General features: G+C 67.9%; 15 protein-coding genes and 5 pseudogenes. 11 read left to right on the top strand and 9 right to left on the bottom strand.

The features are described from left to right. Positions 1-282 precede the first annotated feature (282 nt). Entirely contained in the window at positions 283-726 is a 444-nt protein-coding gene (locus ACFC96_RS44240; RefSeq protein ID WP_376618287.1) for an NUDIX domain-containing protein, read from the top strand. Positions 727-855: 129 nt separating this feature from the next. Then, positions 856-1032, top strand: a pseudogene (locus ACFC96_RS44235) (IS5/IS1182 family transposase); the annotation flags it as partial. Positions 1033-1123: 91 nt separating this feature from the next. On the opposite strand, the gene ACFC96_RS44230 reads toward ACFC96_RS44235, so the two are convergent. Beyond that, positions 1124-1843: a hypothetical protein gene (locus tag ACFC96_RS44230; protein WP_376618285.1), complete on the bottom strand. Its 720-nt coding sequence runs from the start codon at positions 1841-1843 to the stop codon at positions 1124-1126. Positions 1844-1941: 98 nt separating this feature from the next. Between ACFC96_RS44230 and fxlM the strand changes: the two are divergent. The 3 genes and pseudogenes from fxlM to ACFC96_RS44215 all read left to right on the top strand — a co-directional run. Then, a pseudogene (fxlM, locus tag ACFC96_RS44225) lies at positions 1942-3270 on the top strand (methyltransferase, FxLD system); the annotation flags it as partial. Positions 3271-3386: 116 nt separating this feature from the next. Next, a pseudogene (locus ACFC96_RS44220) lies at positions 3387-3567 on the top strand (IS5/IS1182 family transposase); the annotation flags it as partial. A gap of 81 nt (positions 3568-3648) precedes the next feature. After that, positions 3649-4644, top strand: a complete 996-nt coding sequence (locus ACFC96_RS44215; RefSeq protein ID WP_376618283.1) for an alpha/beta fold hydrolase — start codon at positions 3649-3651, stop codon at positions 4642-4644. Positions 4645-4922: 278 nt separating this feature from the next. Here the strand turns inward: ACFC96_RS44215 and ACFC96_RS44210 are convergent. The 3 genes and pseudogenes from ACFC96_RS44210 to ACFC96_RS44200 form a co-directional block, all read right to left on the bottom strand. Beyond that, positions 4923-5396: pseudogene (locus ACFC96_RS44210) on the bottom strand (transaldolase family protein); the annotation flags it as partial. 195 nt (positions 5397-5591) lie between these two features. Beyond that, a complete protein-coding gene (locus ACFC96_RS44205) occupies positions 5592-6821 on the bottom strand; it encodes an NADH:flavin oxidoreductase (RefSeq protein ID WP_376618281.1) in 1230 nt (409 codons plus the stop codon). 3 nt (positions 6822-6824) lie between these two features. Continuing rightward, complete coding sequence (locus ACFC96_RS44200) at positions 6825-7436, bottom strand: TetR/AcrR family transcriptional regulator (protein ID WP_376618280.1); 612 nt, start codon at positions 7434-7436, stop codon at positions 6825-6827. A 399-nt stretch (positions 7437-7835) separates the two neighbouring features. On the opposite strand from ACFC96_RS44200, the gene ACFC96_RS44195 reads away from it, so the two are divergent. After that, positions 7836-8612: an SDR family oxidoreductase gene (locus tag ACFC96_RS44195; RefSeq protein ID WP_376618278.1), complete on the top strand. Its 777-nt coding sequence runs from the start codon at positions 7836-7838 to the stop codon at positions 8610-8612. Positions 8613-8748: 136 nt separating this feature from the next. Then, positions 8749-9021, top strand: coding sequence for a hypothetical protein (locus tag ACFC96_RS44190; protein WP_376618276.1), 273 nt, complete (start codon positions 8749-8751; stop codon positions 9019-9021). Positions 9022-9080: 59 nt separating this feature from the next. Here ACFC96_RS44190 and ACFC96_RS44185 read toward each other — a convergent pair whose 3' ends face one another. The 5 genes and pseudogenes from ACFC96_RS44185 to ACFC96_RS44165 all read right to left on the bottom strand — a co-directional run bounded on the left by ACFC96_RS44185 (position 9081) and on the right by ACFC96_RS44165 (position 13785). Then, the gene (locus tag ACFC96_RS44185) at positions 9081-9254 is read right to left on the bottom strand and encodes a hypothetical protein (RefSeq protein WP_376618295.1); all 174 of its coding nucleotides are present in this window, start codon (positions 9252-9254) and stop codon (positions 9081-9083) included. A 276-nt stretch (positions 9255-9530) separates the two neighbouring features. Continuing rightward, positions 9531-9881: pseudogene (locus ACFC96_RS44180) on the bottom strand (hypothetical protein); the annotation flags it as partial. A gap of 28 nt (positions 9882-9909) precedes the next feature. After that, on the bottom strand, positions 9910-12243 hold the full coding sequence (locus ACFC96_RS44175; protein ID WP_376618274.1) for a pentapeptide repeat-containing protein: 2334 nt from the start codon (positions 12241-12243) through the stop codon (positions 9910-9912). Positions 12244-12426: 183 nt separating this feature from the next. After that, a complete protein-coding gene (locus ACFC96_RS44170; protein WP_376618272.1) occupies positions 12427-13071 on the bottom strand; it encodes a hypothetical protein in 645 nt (214 codons plus the stop codon). Between the two features lie 180 nt (positions 13072-13251). After that, complete coding sequence (locus tag ACFC96_RS44165) at positions 13252-13785, bottom strand: YrhB domain-containing protein (protein ID WP_376618270.1); 534 nt, start codon at positions 13783-13785, stop codon at positions 13252-13254. 775 nt (positions 13786-14560) lie between these two features. Between ACFC96_RS44165 and ACFC96_RS44160 the strand changes: the two genes are divergently transcribed. From ACFC96_RS44160 to ACFC96_RS44145, 4 genes are all read left to right on the top strand, one after another. After that, positions 14561-14761, top strand: a complete 201-nt coding sequence (locus ACFC96_RS44160; protein WP_376618268.1) for a hypothetical protein — start codon at positions 14561-14563, stop codon at positions 14759-14761. A 62-nt stretch (positions 14762-14823) separates the two neighbouring features. Beyond that, positions 14824-15183, top strand: a complete 360-nt coding sequence (locus ACFC96_RS44155; RefSeq protein WP_376618266.1) for a hypothetical protein — start codon at positions 14824-14826, stop codon at positions 15181-15183. Continuing rightward, entirely contained in the window at positions 15165-16424 is a 1260-nt protein-coding gene (locus ACFC96_RS44150) for a nucleotide sugar dehydrogenase (protein ID WP_376618264.1), read from the top strand. Before ACFC96_RS44155 ends, ACFC96_RS44150 begins: the two co-directional genes overlap by 19 nt. 293 nt (positions 16425-16717) lie before the next feature. Then, entirely contained in the window at positions 16718-18016 is a 1299-nt protein-coding gene (locus tag ACFC96_RS44145; RefSeq protein ID WP_376618262.1) for a glycosyltransferase, read from the top strand. The last annotated feature ends 194 nt before the right edge of the window (positions 18017-18210 follow it).

Here is an 18210-nt window from a genome sequence, read left to right as displayed (position 1 = left end):
CGGCACTCGGCAACCCGCCCCGTCCAGGAGCTGGCAACCCGAGCACGCGAGGTCGCGGCCCTCAAGGCATGAACACAAGGCTGCCCTCTATGGCCGGGCAGCCGCCTGGCCATAGAGGGCTAACGAAGCTCGGCGACGATGCGCCTCTCCTTGTCGCATGAACTGGTCCTCGATACCAGCGATGCCACCCCTATCGGACGTCGAATCCGCAATCGCCGACGCACTCCCCCGAGCCGTCAGTAGCGTCGGCATTGTCTCCGACCTCAACAACCCCCAGGGAACATGAACCCGGAAGTCGCACAACCCGTGATCGACACCCATGTCATCCTCCGCGACGGCGACCAGCTGCTCTTCTCCCAGCGCGGCGGCCCCTACGGCCACGGCCGTTGGCACCTGCCGTCGGGCAAGCTCGATCAGGGCGAGCCCCTGCGTCTGGGCGCCGCACGGGAGCTGCGCGAAGAAACCGGCGTCATCGTCGACCCGGGCCATCTGCGCCTGGTGCACGTCGTCCACCACCACCAGGAGACCACCGTGCAGCGGATCGGGTTCTTCTTCGAGGCCACCCAGTGGAGCGGCAAGCCAGTCAACCAGGAACCAGACAAGTGCATGGCTCTGGAGTGGTTCCGGGTTCACGAACTTCCCGAGGACCTCATCGAGTATCCGAAGGAAGGCCTCCTCGGCTACCTCAACGATGACGGTGGCCTGACAGAACACGGCTGGGCCTAGGTGTATTGAGCATGAGCGTTGTTGACACGCGCGGGCCTTGAAGAAGGCGAAGGCCTCCGTGTGTGGTGGAGGTCGAAACTGCACCGCACGGAGGCCTGCATGTCCCACCGTAACGGCCGACTGGCCTTTCACGGCAGGCGCAGCAGGCCCTCTCGGCATCGGCCGGACGAAGCACTGGGGCGTTCAAGGGGCGGGCTGACCTGCAAGATTCATTTGGTTGGTGAGGGCGGGCGCCTCCCGCTCACCTTCGACATCACGCCTGGCCAGTGGGGTGACGCCCCACAGTCGATTCCCGTGCTGGAAGAACGGCATACGTATTCCATGGCACTGTCGTGGTCGCCTCGATCCTGCTGTGGCTCTGCACTTGAGACAGATCCGCTCGCTCCCGGTAGACCGCTCACATGAGTGGGCGATTGGAAGACGCGTACTCATCCGCGATGTTGAAGACGCTGGCACAGCGTGGGCATTCCGCCTGGCCGAAGAGATGGGTGATTCCGTCGGCGAGCACAACTTCCCCATCACGGACGGCGGTCTGGTGCATCCAACGACCGATGCCGGAGAGCCCCTCGGGGGACGCCGGCCTCAGGTCGCGTCGGTCCACGTCGCCCAGGTTCCAGTCCCGGATCGCTGAATAGCGTCCGTAGCCGCCGATGGCGATCGTCACCTCTGCAGCGCAGTGAGGGCAGGCGACCTGGTAGAAGTCGTCCGTGAAGTCCCCCAGGACCGCACTCCAGTGGTATTGCCCTTCGGCCGCGATCGAGTTGCGGAAGGTCGCGAGGTAGTCGTCCGGCCGTGACCGCAGGTGCCGATCCAGCAGCTCACGGAACTCCGCGATCGCTTCGGCACAGCCCGCCAGCAGGTCGTCGCAGCCGTGGCTCCCTGCCGCGCACCGGACGATCGTCCCGGCCAGCCCGCGCGCCCGCGCGCTCCGCGACGCCAGACGCACCAGACGCGGCAGTGCGGCGAAACTGGCGGGGAACACCAAATCGCACTCGAGGACCAGCCGGTAACCCAGCTCATCCCACGCCTCTGCGTCGTCCTCGCGCTCGGCCCGCGCCAAAAGCTCGGGGACGCGATCGACGTCCCCGTAGCAGTCGTACATCTGTGCCCAGTTCACCACCTGAGCATCTAACCGTCCCGAGGCTGCCGGGGACGACTCCGCCTCCATGAACGCCGTTGCACGACCTATCGGACAGCCCCTGGCGCCGGCACGCCGCGCGCGAGGGCGTCATGGGTTCGAGTGACAACACCGCGTCCACGGCGGCGAACGGCTGTGTCGCCGATAGCGTCATCGCGGTGAACACCGACACGCTCACCGCGTCCGAGGCCGAGGCTGAACGGCTCCGCAACGCCCTTGTCGACAAGATCCAGGCCGATGGCCACGCCCGCACCCCAGCGGTCGAGACCGCCCTGCGCACCGTGCCCCGGCACCGGTTCGTCCCCGACGCGCCGCTGACCGACGCCTACGCGAACGCGACCGTCGACATCAAGTACGACACCGACGGGGTCCCGGTCTCCTGCGCCTCCCAGCCCGACATTGTCGCCCTCATGCTGGACCAGCTCCAGGCCCAGCCCGGTGAGCGCATCCTCGAACTCGGTGCCGGCACCGGATACAACGCCGCCCTCATCGCCCACCTCGTCGGCCCCGACGGACACGTGACAACCATCGACGTCGATGACGACCTGGCCGAGGGCGCCCGCGCCCGCCTCGCCGCCACCGGCTTCACCAACGTCGACGTGCTGACCGGCGACGGAGCCCTCGGCCACACCGAGGGGGCACCGTACGACCGGATCATCGCCACCGTCGGCGCGCACGGCGTCCCTGATGCCTGGCTCGAACAACTCGCCCCCGGCGGCCGGCTCGTCACCCCGCAGAGGCTCAACGGCAGCGTCTCGCGTTCCATCGTCTACGAGCAGCACGGGGGCCGTTGGGTGTCTCGCGGCAGCGCAATGAACACCTTCGTTCCGCTGCGCCGAGGCATCGCCGACGACGATCGGCGTGACATCCCGCTTGCCGCGGACGGCACCGTGCGGCTCCACGCGCCTGCGGGCCAGAACATCGATGCCGACGCCCTGACCAACGTGCTGGAGCAGCCGCGCAGCGAGGAGTGGACCGGCATGACGGTCCACTCCATGGAATCGCCGGAGTGGATGGAGCTGTTCGTGTCCTGCAGCCTGCCGTCCGGCCTGGTCCGCATGCTGTTCCCGCAGGCCGCCAAGGGCACATTGTTGACGCAGGACCCCTACCCCTCGTCGACCGCGGCCGTGGATCGGGGCGCCGTCACCTATCTCGCCCGCCGCCTGTCCGACCAGAAGACGCCCGAGGGCGGCACGTTGTGGGAGTTCGGCGTCATCGGCCACGGACCCGGCAGTGACGAGCTGGCCGCGAAGGTCGCCGACGCCATCCGCACCTGGGACCGCGACTACCGCGGCCTAGAAGCCACCTTCGAGCTGCAGTCCCTCCACGCCCCCGCCCTCGAGGAGCGCCCCGGCCGGTTCGTCATCGACACCCCCCTGAACCGGGTCATCGTCGCCTGGCAGTGACAGTGACACCCCGTCCCAACGGTCGGTGCCCGTCGGCCACACGCCGACGGGCACCGCCGTTGTCGCACTTCTCCATTCGCTCCCCCAAGGAGACCCATCTGCGTGGCGGCCGGCTGGACGTGGTGGGCCGCCTGCTCTGGGCCTCACCGGCCCTTGCCCGGCTCGACCCACGATCTGGCCGCCGCCCGACAGCACGAAATGAAGGGCTGGCGCCTACTTCGAAAACTCCGCTGCAGCACCACCCGCATCACGCACATCGTGAAGGCTGTCCTCGACCTCCACTACGCCTCAACATGAGGATGGAAATCGCTCAGCGTTCCGCGCGTCACATGGGCCTAGTCTGACGGAAGTTGACGGAGCACGATCCAAGGAGGGGCCGTGGCGGCGCACATCGAGGGCGTGGAGCATCACAGCATTAAGGTCAAGGGCCTGACCCTGCATTACGCGGCTGCGGGCGACGAGGACGCTCCGCTGGTGGTGCTGCTGCACGGCTTCCCGGAGTGCTGGTACTCCTGGCGCCACCAGCTCACCGCGCTCGCCGCGGCCGGCTACCGCGCCGTCGCCCCGGACCAGCGCGGCTTCGCCCGCAGCGACGCGCCGGCGCTCGTCGAGGCGTACACGCTGCCGAACCTCGTCGGCGATGTCGTCTCACTGGTACGGCAGTTGGACCGCGAGCGCTTCGCCGTGGTCGGCCACGACTGGGGCGCCCCCGTCGCCTGGCTCACCGCGCAGCTGCGCCCGGACCTGGTGCGCGGCGTCGTAGGCCTGAGCGTGCCGCCGCCGGCGCCGGACGCCGGGGACACTCCGCCGCTCACCGCGCTGTCAAAGATGTTCGACGGCCGCTTCTACCAGAACTACTTCTGCCAACCGGGCGTGGCCGACGCCGAGTTCGCCGAGGCCCCGGAGAACACCTTCCGCCGCTTTCTCTACGGAGCAAGCGGCGACAACCCTCAGACTGACCCGCCCCCGCAGCCCCTCGTGCCCCCGGGCAGCACCTTCCTGGAGACCCTCGCCGAGCCGAAGGAACTGCCGGCCTGGCTGACCGAGGACGACATCGCGGTGTTCACCGAGGAGTACCGGCACAACGGCTTCACCGGCGGTCTGAACCTGTACCGCAACATCGACCGCAACTGGGAGCTGGGTGCGGCCTGGGATGCCCTCCCGATCCAGGTCCCCGCACTCTACGTCGTAGGCGACCGCGACCTGGTGGGCGTCTTCCCCGGCATGGACCAGCTCCTGCCCGCACTCCAGCAGCTGAACCCGACACTCCACCCCACCGTCACCCTCCCCGGCTGCGGCCACTGGACCCAACAAGAACGCCCGGCCGAAGTGAACGCGGCACTGCTCGACTTCCTGGGCGGCTTGCCCGACTGAACCCGGCCGCCCGCCGCGCGGTCAGGCTCCGGCCTCGGCCCCCAACGAACACGGCGCGCGAGAAGGTCTGGGACCTGGACGAGTGCGGCCTGCGCGCCGCGATCACGGCCCGCAGGCCGCACTCGACTTCTTCAGACAGGACCCACCACCGCCTCCGCACCCGCACCCGCACCCGCACCCGCACCCGCTGGCGCCAGCCCCGCGCTGTCTCGGACACACCAGCCCGCGTTCTTCAGATTGAGGCATGTCTCACGAGGCACAAGCGCGGCCTTCGGGGATCAGTGCCTCGCAGCTCCTCCCACACGCCCCATCGCCTCTTCAGTCGACGTGAGCAGGTCGTTCCAGGCGATCTCGAACTTGTCGACGGCCTCGTCCTCGAGCTGCTGGGTGACCTCGTCGAGCGAGATGCCGAGCGCGTCGACGGCCGCCAGCACGACGCGGGCCTGCTCGTAGCCGCCCGTGATGGTGTCGCCGGTGATCTCGCCGTGGTCGGCGGTCGCCTTCAGGGTGCCCTCCGGCATCGTGTTGACCGTGCCGGGCGCGACCAGCTCGTCGACGTACAGGGTGTCTTTGTACGCGGGGTCCTTGACGCCGGTGGAGGCCCACAGCGGGCGCTGCTTGTTGGCGTCGGCGGTCTCCAGCTTCGTGGCGCGCTCGGAGGCGAAGACATGCCCATCGGTCAGACGTCCTCGACTCCCAGCATCTCTACGGCCGGCCCCGTCGTGAGCGATGCTTTCGAGTTCGTCGTCGATCGCGTCCAGCAGCACCTCAGGGGCCGGCTCAGGGACGGGGGACGGTGCGGGCAGGTACGCCATCGCTTCGGCCTTCCGCTCCCTGGGCAGCTCCACCACAGCGGAGGCCTTCGCTGTTCAGCAAGATCCGGGGACGTCAACAACGCTCGTGCTCAATACAGGGCGGCCCGGGTCCTTGTGACCGTCAGTGCGCGCCTACGGACGACCGGTGCGGTCGGGTAGGGCAAGCGCGCCTGACGCGGGCTCGACCAGGACGCATCGCGTGCCGGAGTAGATCGTCGGCATGCAGCGGTTGCAGTGGATGCACAGCGACTTTGTCGCCCGGTCCTGCTCAATTCGTCGGATGAGGTCCGGCTCGCGCAGCAGCGCCCGGCCCATCGCCACGAACTCGAAACCCTCCGCCATCGCCGTGTCCATGGTGTCCCGGGTAGTGATGCCACCGAGAAGGATCAGTGGGAGGTCCAGCGCGGCGCGGAACTGCCGCGCCGACTCCAGCAAGAACGCCTCCCGGTACGGATAGCCGATGAGGAACTTCTTCCCGATGAGTTGCACACCGAGCCGCTGCGGTTGTGGGAACGTCGCGGCGAACTCGGGGATCGGCGCCTCGCCTCGGAAGAGGTACATCGGGTTCAGCAGCGAGCTGCCCGCGGTCAGCTCCAACGCGTCGAGCCTGCCATCTTCCTGAAGCCACTGAGCGACCTGGAGGCTCTCGTCCAGCCAGATGCCGCCGGGCACGCCATCGTCCATGTTGAGCTTGGCGGTGACCGCGAGGCGGTCACCAACCGCCTCACGCACCGCGCGGGCCATGCCACGTGCGACCCTCGCCCGGTTGGCGAGGCTGCCGCCGTACCGGTCCCGGCGCTTGTTGATCTTCGGACTGAGGAACGAGCTGGCGAAGTAGTTGTGTCCGAGGTGGATCTCCACTGCGTCGAAGCCCGCCTCGACGGCGATCCGTGCCGCATCGCCGTGCGCGCGTGTGATCCGCCCGACGTCCGCCTCGGTCGCGGCCCGGGTCATCTTCATGCTGATGGGGTTGAACAGGCGGCCGGGTGCGAGCGCGGGCTGCCCGTTGGATTTGGCGTCGGCGACGGGCCCAGCGTGGCCGATCTGGGCCGAGATCGCCGCGCCCTCGGCATGCACGGCGTCGGTGAGGCGCCGCAGGCCCGGGATCGCTTCGGGGCGCATCCAGATCTGGCGGCGCTCGGTGCGCCCCTCGGGCGCGACCGCCAGGTACGCGACGGTGGTCATCCCCACACCGCCCGCGGCGGGCCGTCGGTGGTACTCGATGAGCCGGTCGCTGACGACGGCGTCAGGTGTGGCGCCCTCGAACGTCGCGGCCTTGATGATGCGGTTGCGCAGGGTGATCGGGCCGAGCTTCGCCGGGCCGAGGACGTCAGGGATGTCACGGGATACCGGGATGGTCATGGGTCATCCTCCGTACGCCTGTATGGAAGGGGTGTTGAGGCCTGCCGTGACGAAGGCGATCACTGTGGCGGGCGGTGGGACCGGGGTCGTGCCGAGCCTGCCGGCATCGGCGGCGGGTTCTCCGTACAGCTGGAGCAGCAGGTCGAAGGCCAGGCGCCAGCGGTCCTGGACCTCCTGCGCCGTCAGGTCCGGGCGGGCGGCGGACAGCAGCTCGCACCAGGGATCGTGACGGAACCACGGCTCGTCCCAGGGCAGGTCGCGGTTGCGCAGCACCACGCGGGCCAGCAGGTGCAGCAGCATGCGCCCCTCGGGGTGGGCGGCGAGCTCGTCCAGGGGGCGGACGACCGCGTCGACGAGTTCGGCCACACCAGGGGTCCAGCCGGTGTCCCGACGCTGCGTCAGCTGGGCCAGGCGGTCCGCCCAGAGCGGACCGAGCCGGCTCTGCAACAGGGCCACGACCAAGCCCTCCTTGGAGCCGAAGTGGTAGTGGAGCGCGGCGGGGTTCATGCCCGCGGCGGCGTTGACGGCACGCACCGAGACGCGCTCGTACCCGTGCTCGAGGAAGAGTCGCTCGGCGGCGTCGAGCAGTCGGGTCCGGGTCGTGTCGGTGGCCATGGCACGACATGGCAGCACACTGCGCAAGACTTTTCAATCAGTGATTGAAAAGTTCCCACGAGGTTCGGCCTACCTCTCATGGGGTGCCGTGCCCTTCCCAGCCAGCGGGAATCCAGGCTCCCCCTCGAAGAGGACCCCGCTTACGCTCCCGGAACATCTCAACGCCCCGCAGAGGACCCGATGTTCACGGACTTGCAGAGAGGCGGTCTGCGGCCCCAAGCCCTTCCGGAGATCTGTACCGAGGACGCGTACGAGATCCCCTCCTCAACATCTCGCACCACAGCGCCTGCGGGGCGGAGATGGGAGGGCACAAGGTCGGCCTGTCGTCCGCCGTCATACAGCAGTTGATGGGGGCGCAAAGGGCCCGGACGCCTCACACCTTTCCCAAAGGAGCACACCATGTCCCGTACCTATCTCGTCACCGGAGCGGCCTCCGGCATCGGCAAGGCCACCACGGACCTCCTGCGTTCGCAGGGGCACACCGTCATCGGCGCGGACCTCAAGAACAGCGACATCTGCGCAGACCTGTCGTCGGCCGAAGGCCGGGTCGAACTCGTGGCCCAAGCCCGCGAGTTGACCGGTGGCCGCCTCGATGGCGTCGTCGCCTGCGCGGGAATCGCGCGCTTCGACCCGCTCACCATCAAGGTCAACCACTTCGGCGCCGTGGCCACGCTCCAGGGCCTGCGCCCCCTACTGGCCGCCGGCACCGATCCGCGGGCCCTCGCTGTCGGCTCGATCGACTCGGTGCACCCGACCGACTCCGCGATCGTGGACGCCGCGCTCGCCGGCGACGAAGAGGCGGCTGTGGCCGCCTCCCAGACGGCCGTCGATGGTGGTGAGGGGCACCTCGTCTACTCCTCCTCCAAGGCCGCGATCTCCCGCTGGGTCCGCCGCTCCGCGATCACCGAGGACTGGGCTGGTACGGGCATACCGCTCAACGCCGTCGGCCCGGGCGTGATCATCACGCCGATGACCCAGCCCCTGCTCGACGACCCCGAGATGCGAGGGGTCGTCGAGCAGAGCGTGCCGATGCCGCTGCATGGCCATGCCCGGCCCGAGCAGATCGCGCCGCTGATCGCCTGGCTGACCTCTCCCGAGAACACCCATGTGACCGGGCAGGTCATCTTTGTCGACGGCGGTGCCGACGCCGTCCTGCGCGGTGACCGGACCTGGTGACGACACACATCGAGGAGACGTCCATGAACGACCGGACGCTTGAGCGTTTCACCGTGCACGCGGCCAATCCCGACCAGGTGCAGGCGGTCAACGCTGACTTCGGCGGTTTCGCCGACTGGCACCCGCATCTGCCGCCGTGACCATCGAGGACGACACGGACCCCGAAGCGCCCCGCGCCGTAAGGACCTTCGCACTCGACGACAAGACCGTCGCCCCAGAGCGTCTGCTGGACCGGGACGCGGGCGCCCGTCGGTACCGCCACACCCTCCTCGACCCGGTGATACCGCCGGTCGGTGACTGCATGGCGACGCTCGCGGCCCACGCCCACGCCGACGGTGCCGAGGTGGTGGCGGGTGCAGTACAGCGCAACCGGCGATCGCCCCTGAGGTGTGACTGGTCGACGACGTGACGTTCCCCAAGTGCGGCATTGCGGCCGCCCAGGTCAGGCCGCGTTCCGGTACTCGCGGATCACTCCGCGCCGAGCCGGTGCCGGCGGCGTATGCCGAGACGGGAGATTTGTCCGGGGTCGGTGATCAGTTCGGGGACCACGCGCAGTGGCGCCGCCGGTGCTCGTCCCAGATCAAGGCGCGGTCCAGGAGTTCGTGGCGGCAGGTGGACCCAGCGCTCAATGATGGCGTTCATGCGTGGTATCCGGACGTCGGTGAGCACACTCTGGATGCCGGCGTCGCACAGGATCTGGTCGAAGAGAACAAGGAATTTCGCGCGGCGAAGACCGCGGGGGCACCTCCGACGGCGAGAGCATCGAAACGACCGCCGGCCGGTCGAACCGGGACGAAGTCTTCGGCTCGGCGAACAAGCTCGGGGTGGGCGAGGAGATCCCACACGGTATGAGGCGGGGAGCACCGCGGCGAGCTCGCGGGCGCGGACCGGACCGGAGGCCGCGCGGGACTGCGCGGCCGCGAAGTCGCCCCTCCCTTCGCTGTAGATCACCGCCTCCCCGTCCAGGACCGTCCCTGGGCGCAGCGAGGTCAGGCCGGCCACGGCCAGATCCATCCACGCGGAGGTGACCGTCCGCCCGGACCGGGCCTGTAGCCGGACGGTCTCTGCATCACGCCACAGGACGGTGCGGTGCCCGTCGAACTTGATCTCGTACCACCAGCCCTTGCCGCGAGGCAGCGTCGGCACGGCCTCGGCGAGGGCCACAGCAACGGGGTACTCCACCTGGCCAGCCTGTGGCGGCCGAGCCGCGGGTGCGCGTTGGCCTAGGCTGCGCGGGCGGTGCCCGCGCAGCGACTCGTCGCCGAGCATGCGGGTAGGGGTTCTTCTGTTCGTCGAGTCAGCGTTTGACACGGTTGCGGACGGCCAGGACGGCAAGGCCCAGAAGGACGGGCTCGGTCACACGGGACGCCATCTCGATGTAGGTGCCGGAAGTGGTCAGGTCCTGGTCGGCAGAGCGGAACACCACTGAGTTGAGGGTGACGTCCAGGGCCTGTTCGAAGCGCTCGCCGGTGAACCTGTCGCCGGTGGGGTTCTGGGGATCTGCCTTGTCGATCTCGAAGGTGACGGTGCCGCCGCCGGCCGGGACGGTGCCGGTCGCTGCCTGCTTCGGGGCGTCCTTCGGAAGACCGAGGCCCATCAGCAGCACGATGGTGACGAGCATGGCGGCGCCGAGCCACGCCAGCGCCCGGGAAGCGCGCATGCCGTAGCCAGACAGCGCCCAGTAGGCAGTCAGAAGACCCCGCTCGCTTCGGGGTATGTCGTCGGCGTGGCGGCGCATCTCCATTTCCCCGTAATAGAAGTCGGCGGCCCCAGGCTCGTGCTTGCCATCCTCGAACGCTTTGCGAAGCGCGCGGTACACCGGCGCCAATTGCAACGGCCCGACGCGCCCGGCGCCGTACACGGCCACGTTCCAGCCCGGGACGGCCCCCGGTTGGCTCGCGCGCCAGTGGTGTTCTTCGGCGAGGGTGCGGCGTTGGGTGAACCGGATCGGACGCCAGCCCCGCCAATGCATTGCGGGCGGGACCGTGCCGAAGGTGCATGCGCCCTCCAGCCGTATCTGGTCCAGGTGCACGGTCCCGGTGAACAGGCATCCCGACAGATCGACGTCGGCGAGGACCAGATGGGCCGCGTCCACCCCACGCATCGAGGCCATCCGCACCGTCGCGTCAGGCCCGCCGGCAAAAGCCTGTTCTGTCACTGGCCGCCCGTCGGAGAGCACGAAGGGGGAGGACTCCGCGGCGATCGTGAGGGGGTACTCGAAGACGGCATGGGCGAAGTCCACCGTTGTGTAGCGCAGCCGTAGTTCGGCTGTCGACATCCAACGGGTTCGCCGGCACTCCACCCGCTGTGCCACGCACGACAAGGTCATCGGACCGTCGAACACCGCACCAGCCAACGACACCGTTCCGGCACACGCAAACGGCCCAAGGTCAACCGGACTCTTGAAGGTCGCTGCCCCGAACCAGGCGTCGTCCTCGAAGGTCACCGACTCGAACCTGGCGCTGCCCTCGAAGGTCGCTGTCCCGAACCCGGCCCTGCGCTTGAAGGTCGCCGACCCGAACCAGGCGCGCTTGAACGCCGTCGACTCGAACCCGGCCTCGGACTCGAAGGTCGCCGACCGAAACCATGCGCCGCCCTGGAAGGTCGCCGAATCGAACCCGGCCTCGCCCTGGAAGGTCGCCGAATCGAACCCGGCCCTGCGCTCGAAGGTCGCCGACTCGAAACGGGCGGCGCCCTTGAAGGTCGACGACTGGAGCCGGGCGGCGCCCTTGAAGGTTGCCGACCGAAACCAGGCGCTGTCGTTGAAGGTTGCCGACTCGAACCCGGCGACGTTCCCAAAGGTTGCTGAATCGAACTGGGCGTCGACCTCGAAGGTTGCCGACTCGAACCCGACGACGTCTTCGAAGGTCGCCGACCCGAACCCGGCGACGTTCTCGAAGGCCGCCGAGGGGAACCCGGTGACCCTCTTGAAGGTTGCCGACTCGAAACGGGCGACGTTCTCGAAGGTTGCCGACTCGAACCAGGCGCTGCTTTCGAAGGTCGCCGACTGGAACCGGGCGGCGCCCTTGAAGGTCGACGACTGGAACCAGGCGCTGCTTTCGAAGGTCGCCGATTCGAACCGGGCGTCGCTCTCGAAGGTTCCTGAATCGAACTGGGCGTCGGCCTGGAACGTTGCCGAATCGAACGCGACGATGTCCTTGAAGGTCGCCGACCCGAACCCTGCGGCGCTCTGGAAGGTCGCTGAGGAGAACCAGGCGGAGTCCTCGAAGGTCACCGAGGGGAACCAGGCGGAGTCCTCGAAGGTCGCGCGGTTGAAAACGGCCAAGCCTGTGAAGGTTGCCGAATCGAAGTGGACGTTGCTCTCGAACGTTGCCGAATCGAATCGGGCTACGCCAAGGCGGGGGTGTCCGGTGGCGGGGTCGCGGAGGGCGTCGAGAAGGGCACTCAGGAGGAGCCGGGTGAAGGGCGTACCGCGGTGGTCGATGTCGGTGCCGGAGGCCAGGCCAGCCAAGTAGGCGTCGCGGTCGATGTCCGTCAGATGAGCCAGGCATACGGTGTGGCCAGGGACGTGGATGCCTCGGCAGCCGACGGGGTCGGTGACGGGGTCAGCGCCGTGTGCGCAGTACAGCCAGGAAGGCGCCCGGGACAGAGGGGATTGAGGTGTGCTCATCGCGTGGCGGCTCCGCTGATCTTGCCGGTTTTGGGGCTCGTCCGGGTAGGACGTGTGGTTGTTGCTCGCCAGTTCCTGCCTCGTGGCCAACTATCGCTGCTGTGACTGAGCACGTAGTGGGCCCGTCCGGCCAACTACGTGCTCAGTTCCGGCGCCTGCGAGTCAGCCCCCGCGGAGTCCCCACTATCCGTCGAGGCCGCTGTAGACGTGAGCTTCGAGGCATTGCGGAGCGTCAAGGCCCACAGCCTCGCCTCGGTACAGGGCGATGAGCGAGTTCCTCCCCCGCCACCAGGTGTCCATCACGCCCTCCACCTCGGGCACCGGCGCGTAGCCGCTGAGGTCCAACGACTCGACGGCCTTCCCTTTGATCCTTGTGACGGTCTTGGCCCAGTGACGAGCATGGTCGGCAAGCGCCAAAGACTCCACCCATCCGTCCGTGCTCGCGTGAAGGGGCGTCCAGCGGTAGGCGTCAATCCCGAATGCTCCGTCGGGACCGACCCAGAATCCGTAGGCCATGGATACCCGGCAGCTCCCCGCTTGGAACGACCATCCCTCGGTTTCCGACCCTTCGGGACAGTCGGCGTCCAGGATGCGCGGGCCGCCTTCGTAGAACGGGGCTGGCGGCAGGGCAAGGCCGCCCCAGCGGTCCTGGAAGGCTGCCGCCCGGTCGATCTCCGCGGCAGGGATCCCCTGCTCGACCCACGCGTCGCGATGTCGCCGGATGTCCTGCCGGTGGACGCGGATGCCATCGACCTCGACAAACCTCTGGGCTCTGCAGCTCAGGCCGGCGGGCCCGACCGGCACTGGCGATACGAATCTGTCAGCCATCACCGCTTCCTCGTCTCACGGAGTGGACGACGGCGTGGCTGCCGCTGAAACGGCGACGGCCCCCTGGTGGGCAGGGAGCCGTGCGTCGCAAGGCGCGCTCGGAGGATGGGCTGTGGCCCCTGGCGGCCTGATGATCGAGGGGCATGTTCTGCTCGACGTCTTTTGCCCTCGACCTGACTGCTACTGGTCCGGGCCGGCCAGCGTTTCGATGGCCAGAGGCGGACAGTTCTCCTCGTCCCGAGTGAGGTTCGCCAGCTGTTCCGACGGCTCGGCTCCGTCCCGGACGGCCATGACGTAGGTCTTTGCCTCCTGCAGGCTCAAGCGCGGGGCTTGCTTTCGGAGATGGCTCATCGCGGCCACCACCCCGGCGGAGTGCACGAGTGCGCGGACAGAGGCGGCCAGCGGGTCAGGCGCCCTGACGCCCTTGATCTGCCGGAGGTAGAGCTCCTGCCACTCCTCGGCTATCCACGTGGTGGCGGGGACGTGGTGGATGCTCCCGTCGTACCGGTCCACCAGGTAAGGGCCACCGCCAACGAGGTTGTCGCGCGGATCACGGGTGCGGGCATACTGCGCCGAGTTCCAAAAGACGAGCCAGCCGACCGCGTGCTCCTCCACGTCGCAGACCACCAGCTCACGGACCGGCCCCGCCCATGTCAGCCGCTCTGCGGCCAACAGCGACTCGACGAGTTCGACGGCGCGTTCCTTGGAGATCACGTCCTCATCATTCACCACAGGTCAACCAGGTTTCCGATCACGTGGCGTTGCGCGCTGAGATCCCAAACGCGGTCCGAAAGAGGACCGGCGGCTGGAGCAGCCCGGCGGGCACTGGTGATCGGGCGGCCATACGGTCGGGTGTGGGCGCCGCGGGCGGCGTGCCGTCGGTGGCGCAGCGTCCCATCCGCAAGGCGGGGCCGCCCTCTGGCGGGGCACGGTCCGGGCTCGGTGGACAGGGCTCTCTGCTGTCTGCTCCGGGCGCCCATTCGGCGGTCGCGACCGAAGGGACAGGCCCCCGGACCCTGCCGGCCAGTGCGTGGAAATGGGACTGGTGCATTGCTGGCGTAAACCCTTCGCCTTCTGTGGCTTGAACGCATCGCAGGTGGCGATTACTTGTGCCCTCGTGCCGGCCAAGTGTCGTGCTGCGGCCCCGGTTTTATATTCCGCTTCTTCATTGAATTTAATTGACCGTTGGCCATGGATCGGGGCGATCGTTGGCCAACGGTTGCAGGGTGAGCGGCGCTTGACGGTGTGACAGGTGTGACGTGAGAGGCCGTTGGGCGCGGGTGCCGGAAATTGATTGTCGCAGTTGTGTCACGGGATTCGATCATGCTTATGCGTCACTGACCTGGCATTACTCTCCGTGGCCGTACCGGAGGGTGCCCCTCCGGTGGGCATAGAAAGCTCTTTCAAAGTTCAAGGACTGCACGGAACCTCCACAGTTGCTCCTATCATTTTTTCCATCCAACGGCCTTTCCCACGGGGGGATATACGTATGCCTGGACACGCTCAGCTTGCGCAGACGCAGACTCCGGTTCTGGTGATCGGTGGCATCAGCCATCCGATCGGCGGCCGGGTGCTCGCCACCGCGGCGCGCCTGCTCTGCTCGGGTCTGCTGTGCATTCGTTTCGGCTTCCGTCTCACGCTCGCCGCCGGCGAGGCCACATCCACGTCCCCAGCGCGGCACGGCACGTGAGTCGCCGTCAGCGCAGCGGACCGGTGCCGAGCGCCCATCAGCACCGGCCTGCGACCGTCGTCATGGGCATCATCGTTGTTCTGCCGACCGCCGCGTGGGTCACACACCACGCAGCGGTCGCCTTCGCCACCGATGCCGAGAGGCGCAGCCGTCTCACCGTGGTCGGGATCAGCCTGTTCCTGGTGTTCCTGGTGTTCCTGGTGTTCCTGCTGCAGACCTTCATGTACCACCTCGAGCGGGTACCGCACCTGACCGGCCGCGCCCGTCGCCGGCTGGCCGCGCTGCACGTCCCGATCCTGATACCCGCCTGCAACGAAGACCCCGGCTGCCTGCGGCTCGGCCTGGAGAGTTTCCTGCGCCAGACCCGCACGCCTGCGAGCCGGACCAAGGGGAGGACACCACCATGCACATCTGCGTACTAGGGCAGGGCTATGTCGGCCTGCCTCTGGCCCTGCAGGCCGCCGAGGCCGGCTACACCGTGACCGGCTACGAACCCGACCAAAACCGCTGCGAGCGGCTGGCCTCCGGCTCGTCCTACATCGAGGACATCGACTCGACTCGTCTGCAGGACGTGCTGCAGTCGGGGTTCTACACCCCGACCTCGGATCCGAAGGATCTCAAGGGTTTCGACGTCGCCGTCATCACCGTGCCGACACCGCTGACCGACCGTGCCCCCGACCTCAGCTGTGTGCGCGAGGCCGGCCGCACTCTGGCCAGGTGGCTGGAGCCGGGCGCCACCGTGGTACTGGAGTCGACCACGCACCCCGGTACCACCCGCGACGTGCTCGTCCCGCTGCTGGAGGAGGGCTCGGGCCTCATCGCCGGCCGCGACTTCCATGTCGGGTTCAGCCCCGAGCGCATCGACCCCGGCAACACGCTCTGGCGCCTGGAGAACACGCCCAAGATCGTCGCTGGTCTCACACAGGCCTGCCTGCGCCGCGTGAAGGCCTTCTACGACTCCGTCACCGACGTCACCGTGCCGGCCTCCGGTCTGGAAGAGGCCGAACTGGCCAAGGTGTTCGAGAACACCTACCGGCACGTCAACATCGCGCTGGTCAACGAACTCTCCCGGATGGCACACACCCTCGGCGTGGACGTCTGGCACACCCTGGAGCTGGCCGCGACCAAGCCGTTCGGGTTCACCAAGTTCCTGCCCGGCCCCGGCGTCGGCGGACACTGCCTGCCCATCGACCCCGTCTACCTCAGCCATCACGTCAAAACGCAGCACGGGCAGACCTTCAGGCTCGTCGAGCTCGCGCAGGACATCAACGAAAGCCAGCCCGACTACGTGGTGCGCCGCCTGCAGGACGCCCTCAACCGCCGCTTCTGCCGCAGCGTGCACGGGGCCCGCATCCTCGCCCTCGGCGCCGCCTACAAGCCCGGCACGTCCGACGCCCGCCAGTCACCGGCCATCCAGGTCATCGACCGGCTGCGCGCCATGGGCGCCGATGTCACCGTCGTCGACCCCTACCTGACCGAAGGCGGCCTGCGGGACATCCCCTTCGCATCCGCGGGAAACGGCACGAGCGTTGCCGACTTCGACGCCGTCCTCCTGCTCACCCCACACGGCGAATTCGACCTCACGCAACTCGCCGCCGAGGCCGCCTACGTGCTCGACACCCGCGGCGCCATGACACGCGCCCAGCACATCGAACGGCTCTAGAGCCCAGACGAACCGCAGCGGTGACACGGCAGCACGGACAGAAATTCACGCCGGCACCCGTGCCAGTCAACAGCTACCGCCACTACAGCCATCACGCGGCTTCATTGCGCCGCAGAAAGGAAGAACTGCCATGGGTTACGACGACGGAGCACTCGCCAGAACCGGAGTAGGCGCTCTCACGCTGTTCGGTGTGAGTATCACGCTGAACTGGATACTCGCCGTCGCGGTAGGCCTCGTCCTGGTCGGTGCCTTCACCTACCGGGCCGTGACTCGGCACAAGCAGGACGTCTGACATGCCCAGCGGACACCGCAGGTCCAAGCGGGGCCTACACGCTCCGTGGCAGACCTGGGTCTGTGTGGCCGCCGCCGCGGCGGCCACCGCCTGGACCCTCGTCTACCACCTCTTGTGGAGCACGCAGCCCTGGGGAACCGCTCTGGTCTTCTACTGCCTCATAACGGCCGTCTTGATCTACTCACTGGCCGCCGTGGTGAAAGGCAGGAGCTTCACCCACCTGCCGGCGCAAGAGGCGCGCGTACTGGCCATCGTCCCGGCCTACAACGAGCCGCCTGAGGCCCTCTACAAGACAGTGTGGGCGCTGATCAATCAGGTACGCCCGCCCGATGCCATCCACGTGGTCGACGACGGGTCCAAGATTCCGGTGGCCCCCTTCGAGCATCCCTTGGTCACCTGGCATCGTCAGGACAACGGTGGCAAGCGCGAGGCGCAGGCTCACGTGCTGCGCCTGGTCGACCCCTCGACGTACGACCTCATCATGACGGTCGACTCGGATTCCGTCGTGCACCGCATGGGCCTGTGGCACTGCCTCAAAGCCATGTCGGACGCTCGCGTGCAGGCATGCACTGGGCTCACACTGGTCTCCAACTACGCCCACAACCTGCTCACACGCGTCATCGACGTCGAGATCGTCACCTGGTGCCTGGTCACCCGGATGGCCCGCTCACAGGTCGGGGCAGTTGCCCCCACCTCCGGCATCCTCGCGGTCTACCGCAAGGAGTTGGTCCTGGACAACCTCGAAGACTACGTAAATTCCGGAACGGCGGGAGACGACCGGCGACTGACCCACTACGCACTCCAGCGCGGCCAGGTCGTAGCGGTCAACGAGGCCTGGGTCTACAGCAAGATGCCCACCGACCTCAACGAACTCTTCACCCAGCGAGTGAGATGGTTCAAGTCGTACTGGCGCTACGTCGGGTGGGAGCTGACCCACTTCTCCGCGGCACCCCTGTTCTTCCGCCTCTACGGCCTCGTCGTCACGGCGACCATGCCCATCCTGTACGTGTGGGTCCTCTTCGTGCTGCCGTACCACACCGATGACAAGATGGTGTTCGTTCAAGGTCTCGGGTACTGGCTCATCATGACCTACGCACAGACCGGCATGTACGCAGCGCTGCGACCCGAGTTGACAGCCAGGCAAAAGATCGCCGCCTGGCTCTTCCTCACCCCACTGGTCACGCTACTCAACCTGTTCATCGTCCGTCCCGCGATGTACTGGGCCCTCACCCAGGCCCGCACCACACACTGGGGCACCCGCCAAGCGGGAATCCCCGCCCCAGTCGCAGAACGGACCTGACGCAAACGCTCAAGACACTCAGCACCGAAAGTCGACCGCGCCGACTACTACGCCCCGCTCAACTTCCCTACCGGCGAGCGGGGCATCGTGCGGGCTCCCGACCGACGCCAGCATGACGCCCGAACGCAGGACGGTCGGCCGCAACAGGTCCCCGATGCACCCATCGGCGGCACTTCGGCCCACAGCGTCAACAC

It is taken from the genome of Streptomyces sp. NPDC055955 (assembly GCF_042270245.1).
Classification (GTDB): Bacteria; Actinomycetota; Actinomycetes; order Streptomycetales; family Streptomycetaceae; genus Streptomyces.
The sequence above is the reverse complement of the archived record's forward strand: the minus strand, read 5'-3'. Positions and strand labels throughout refer to the sequence as shown.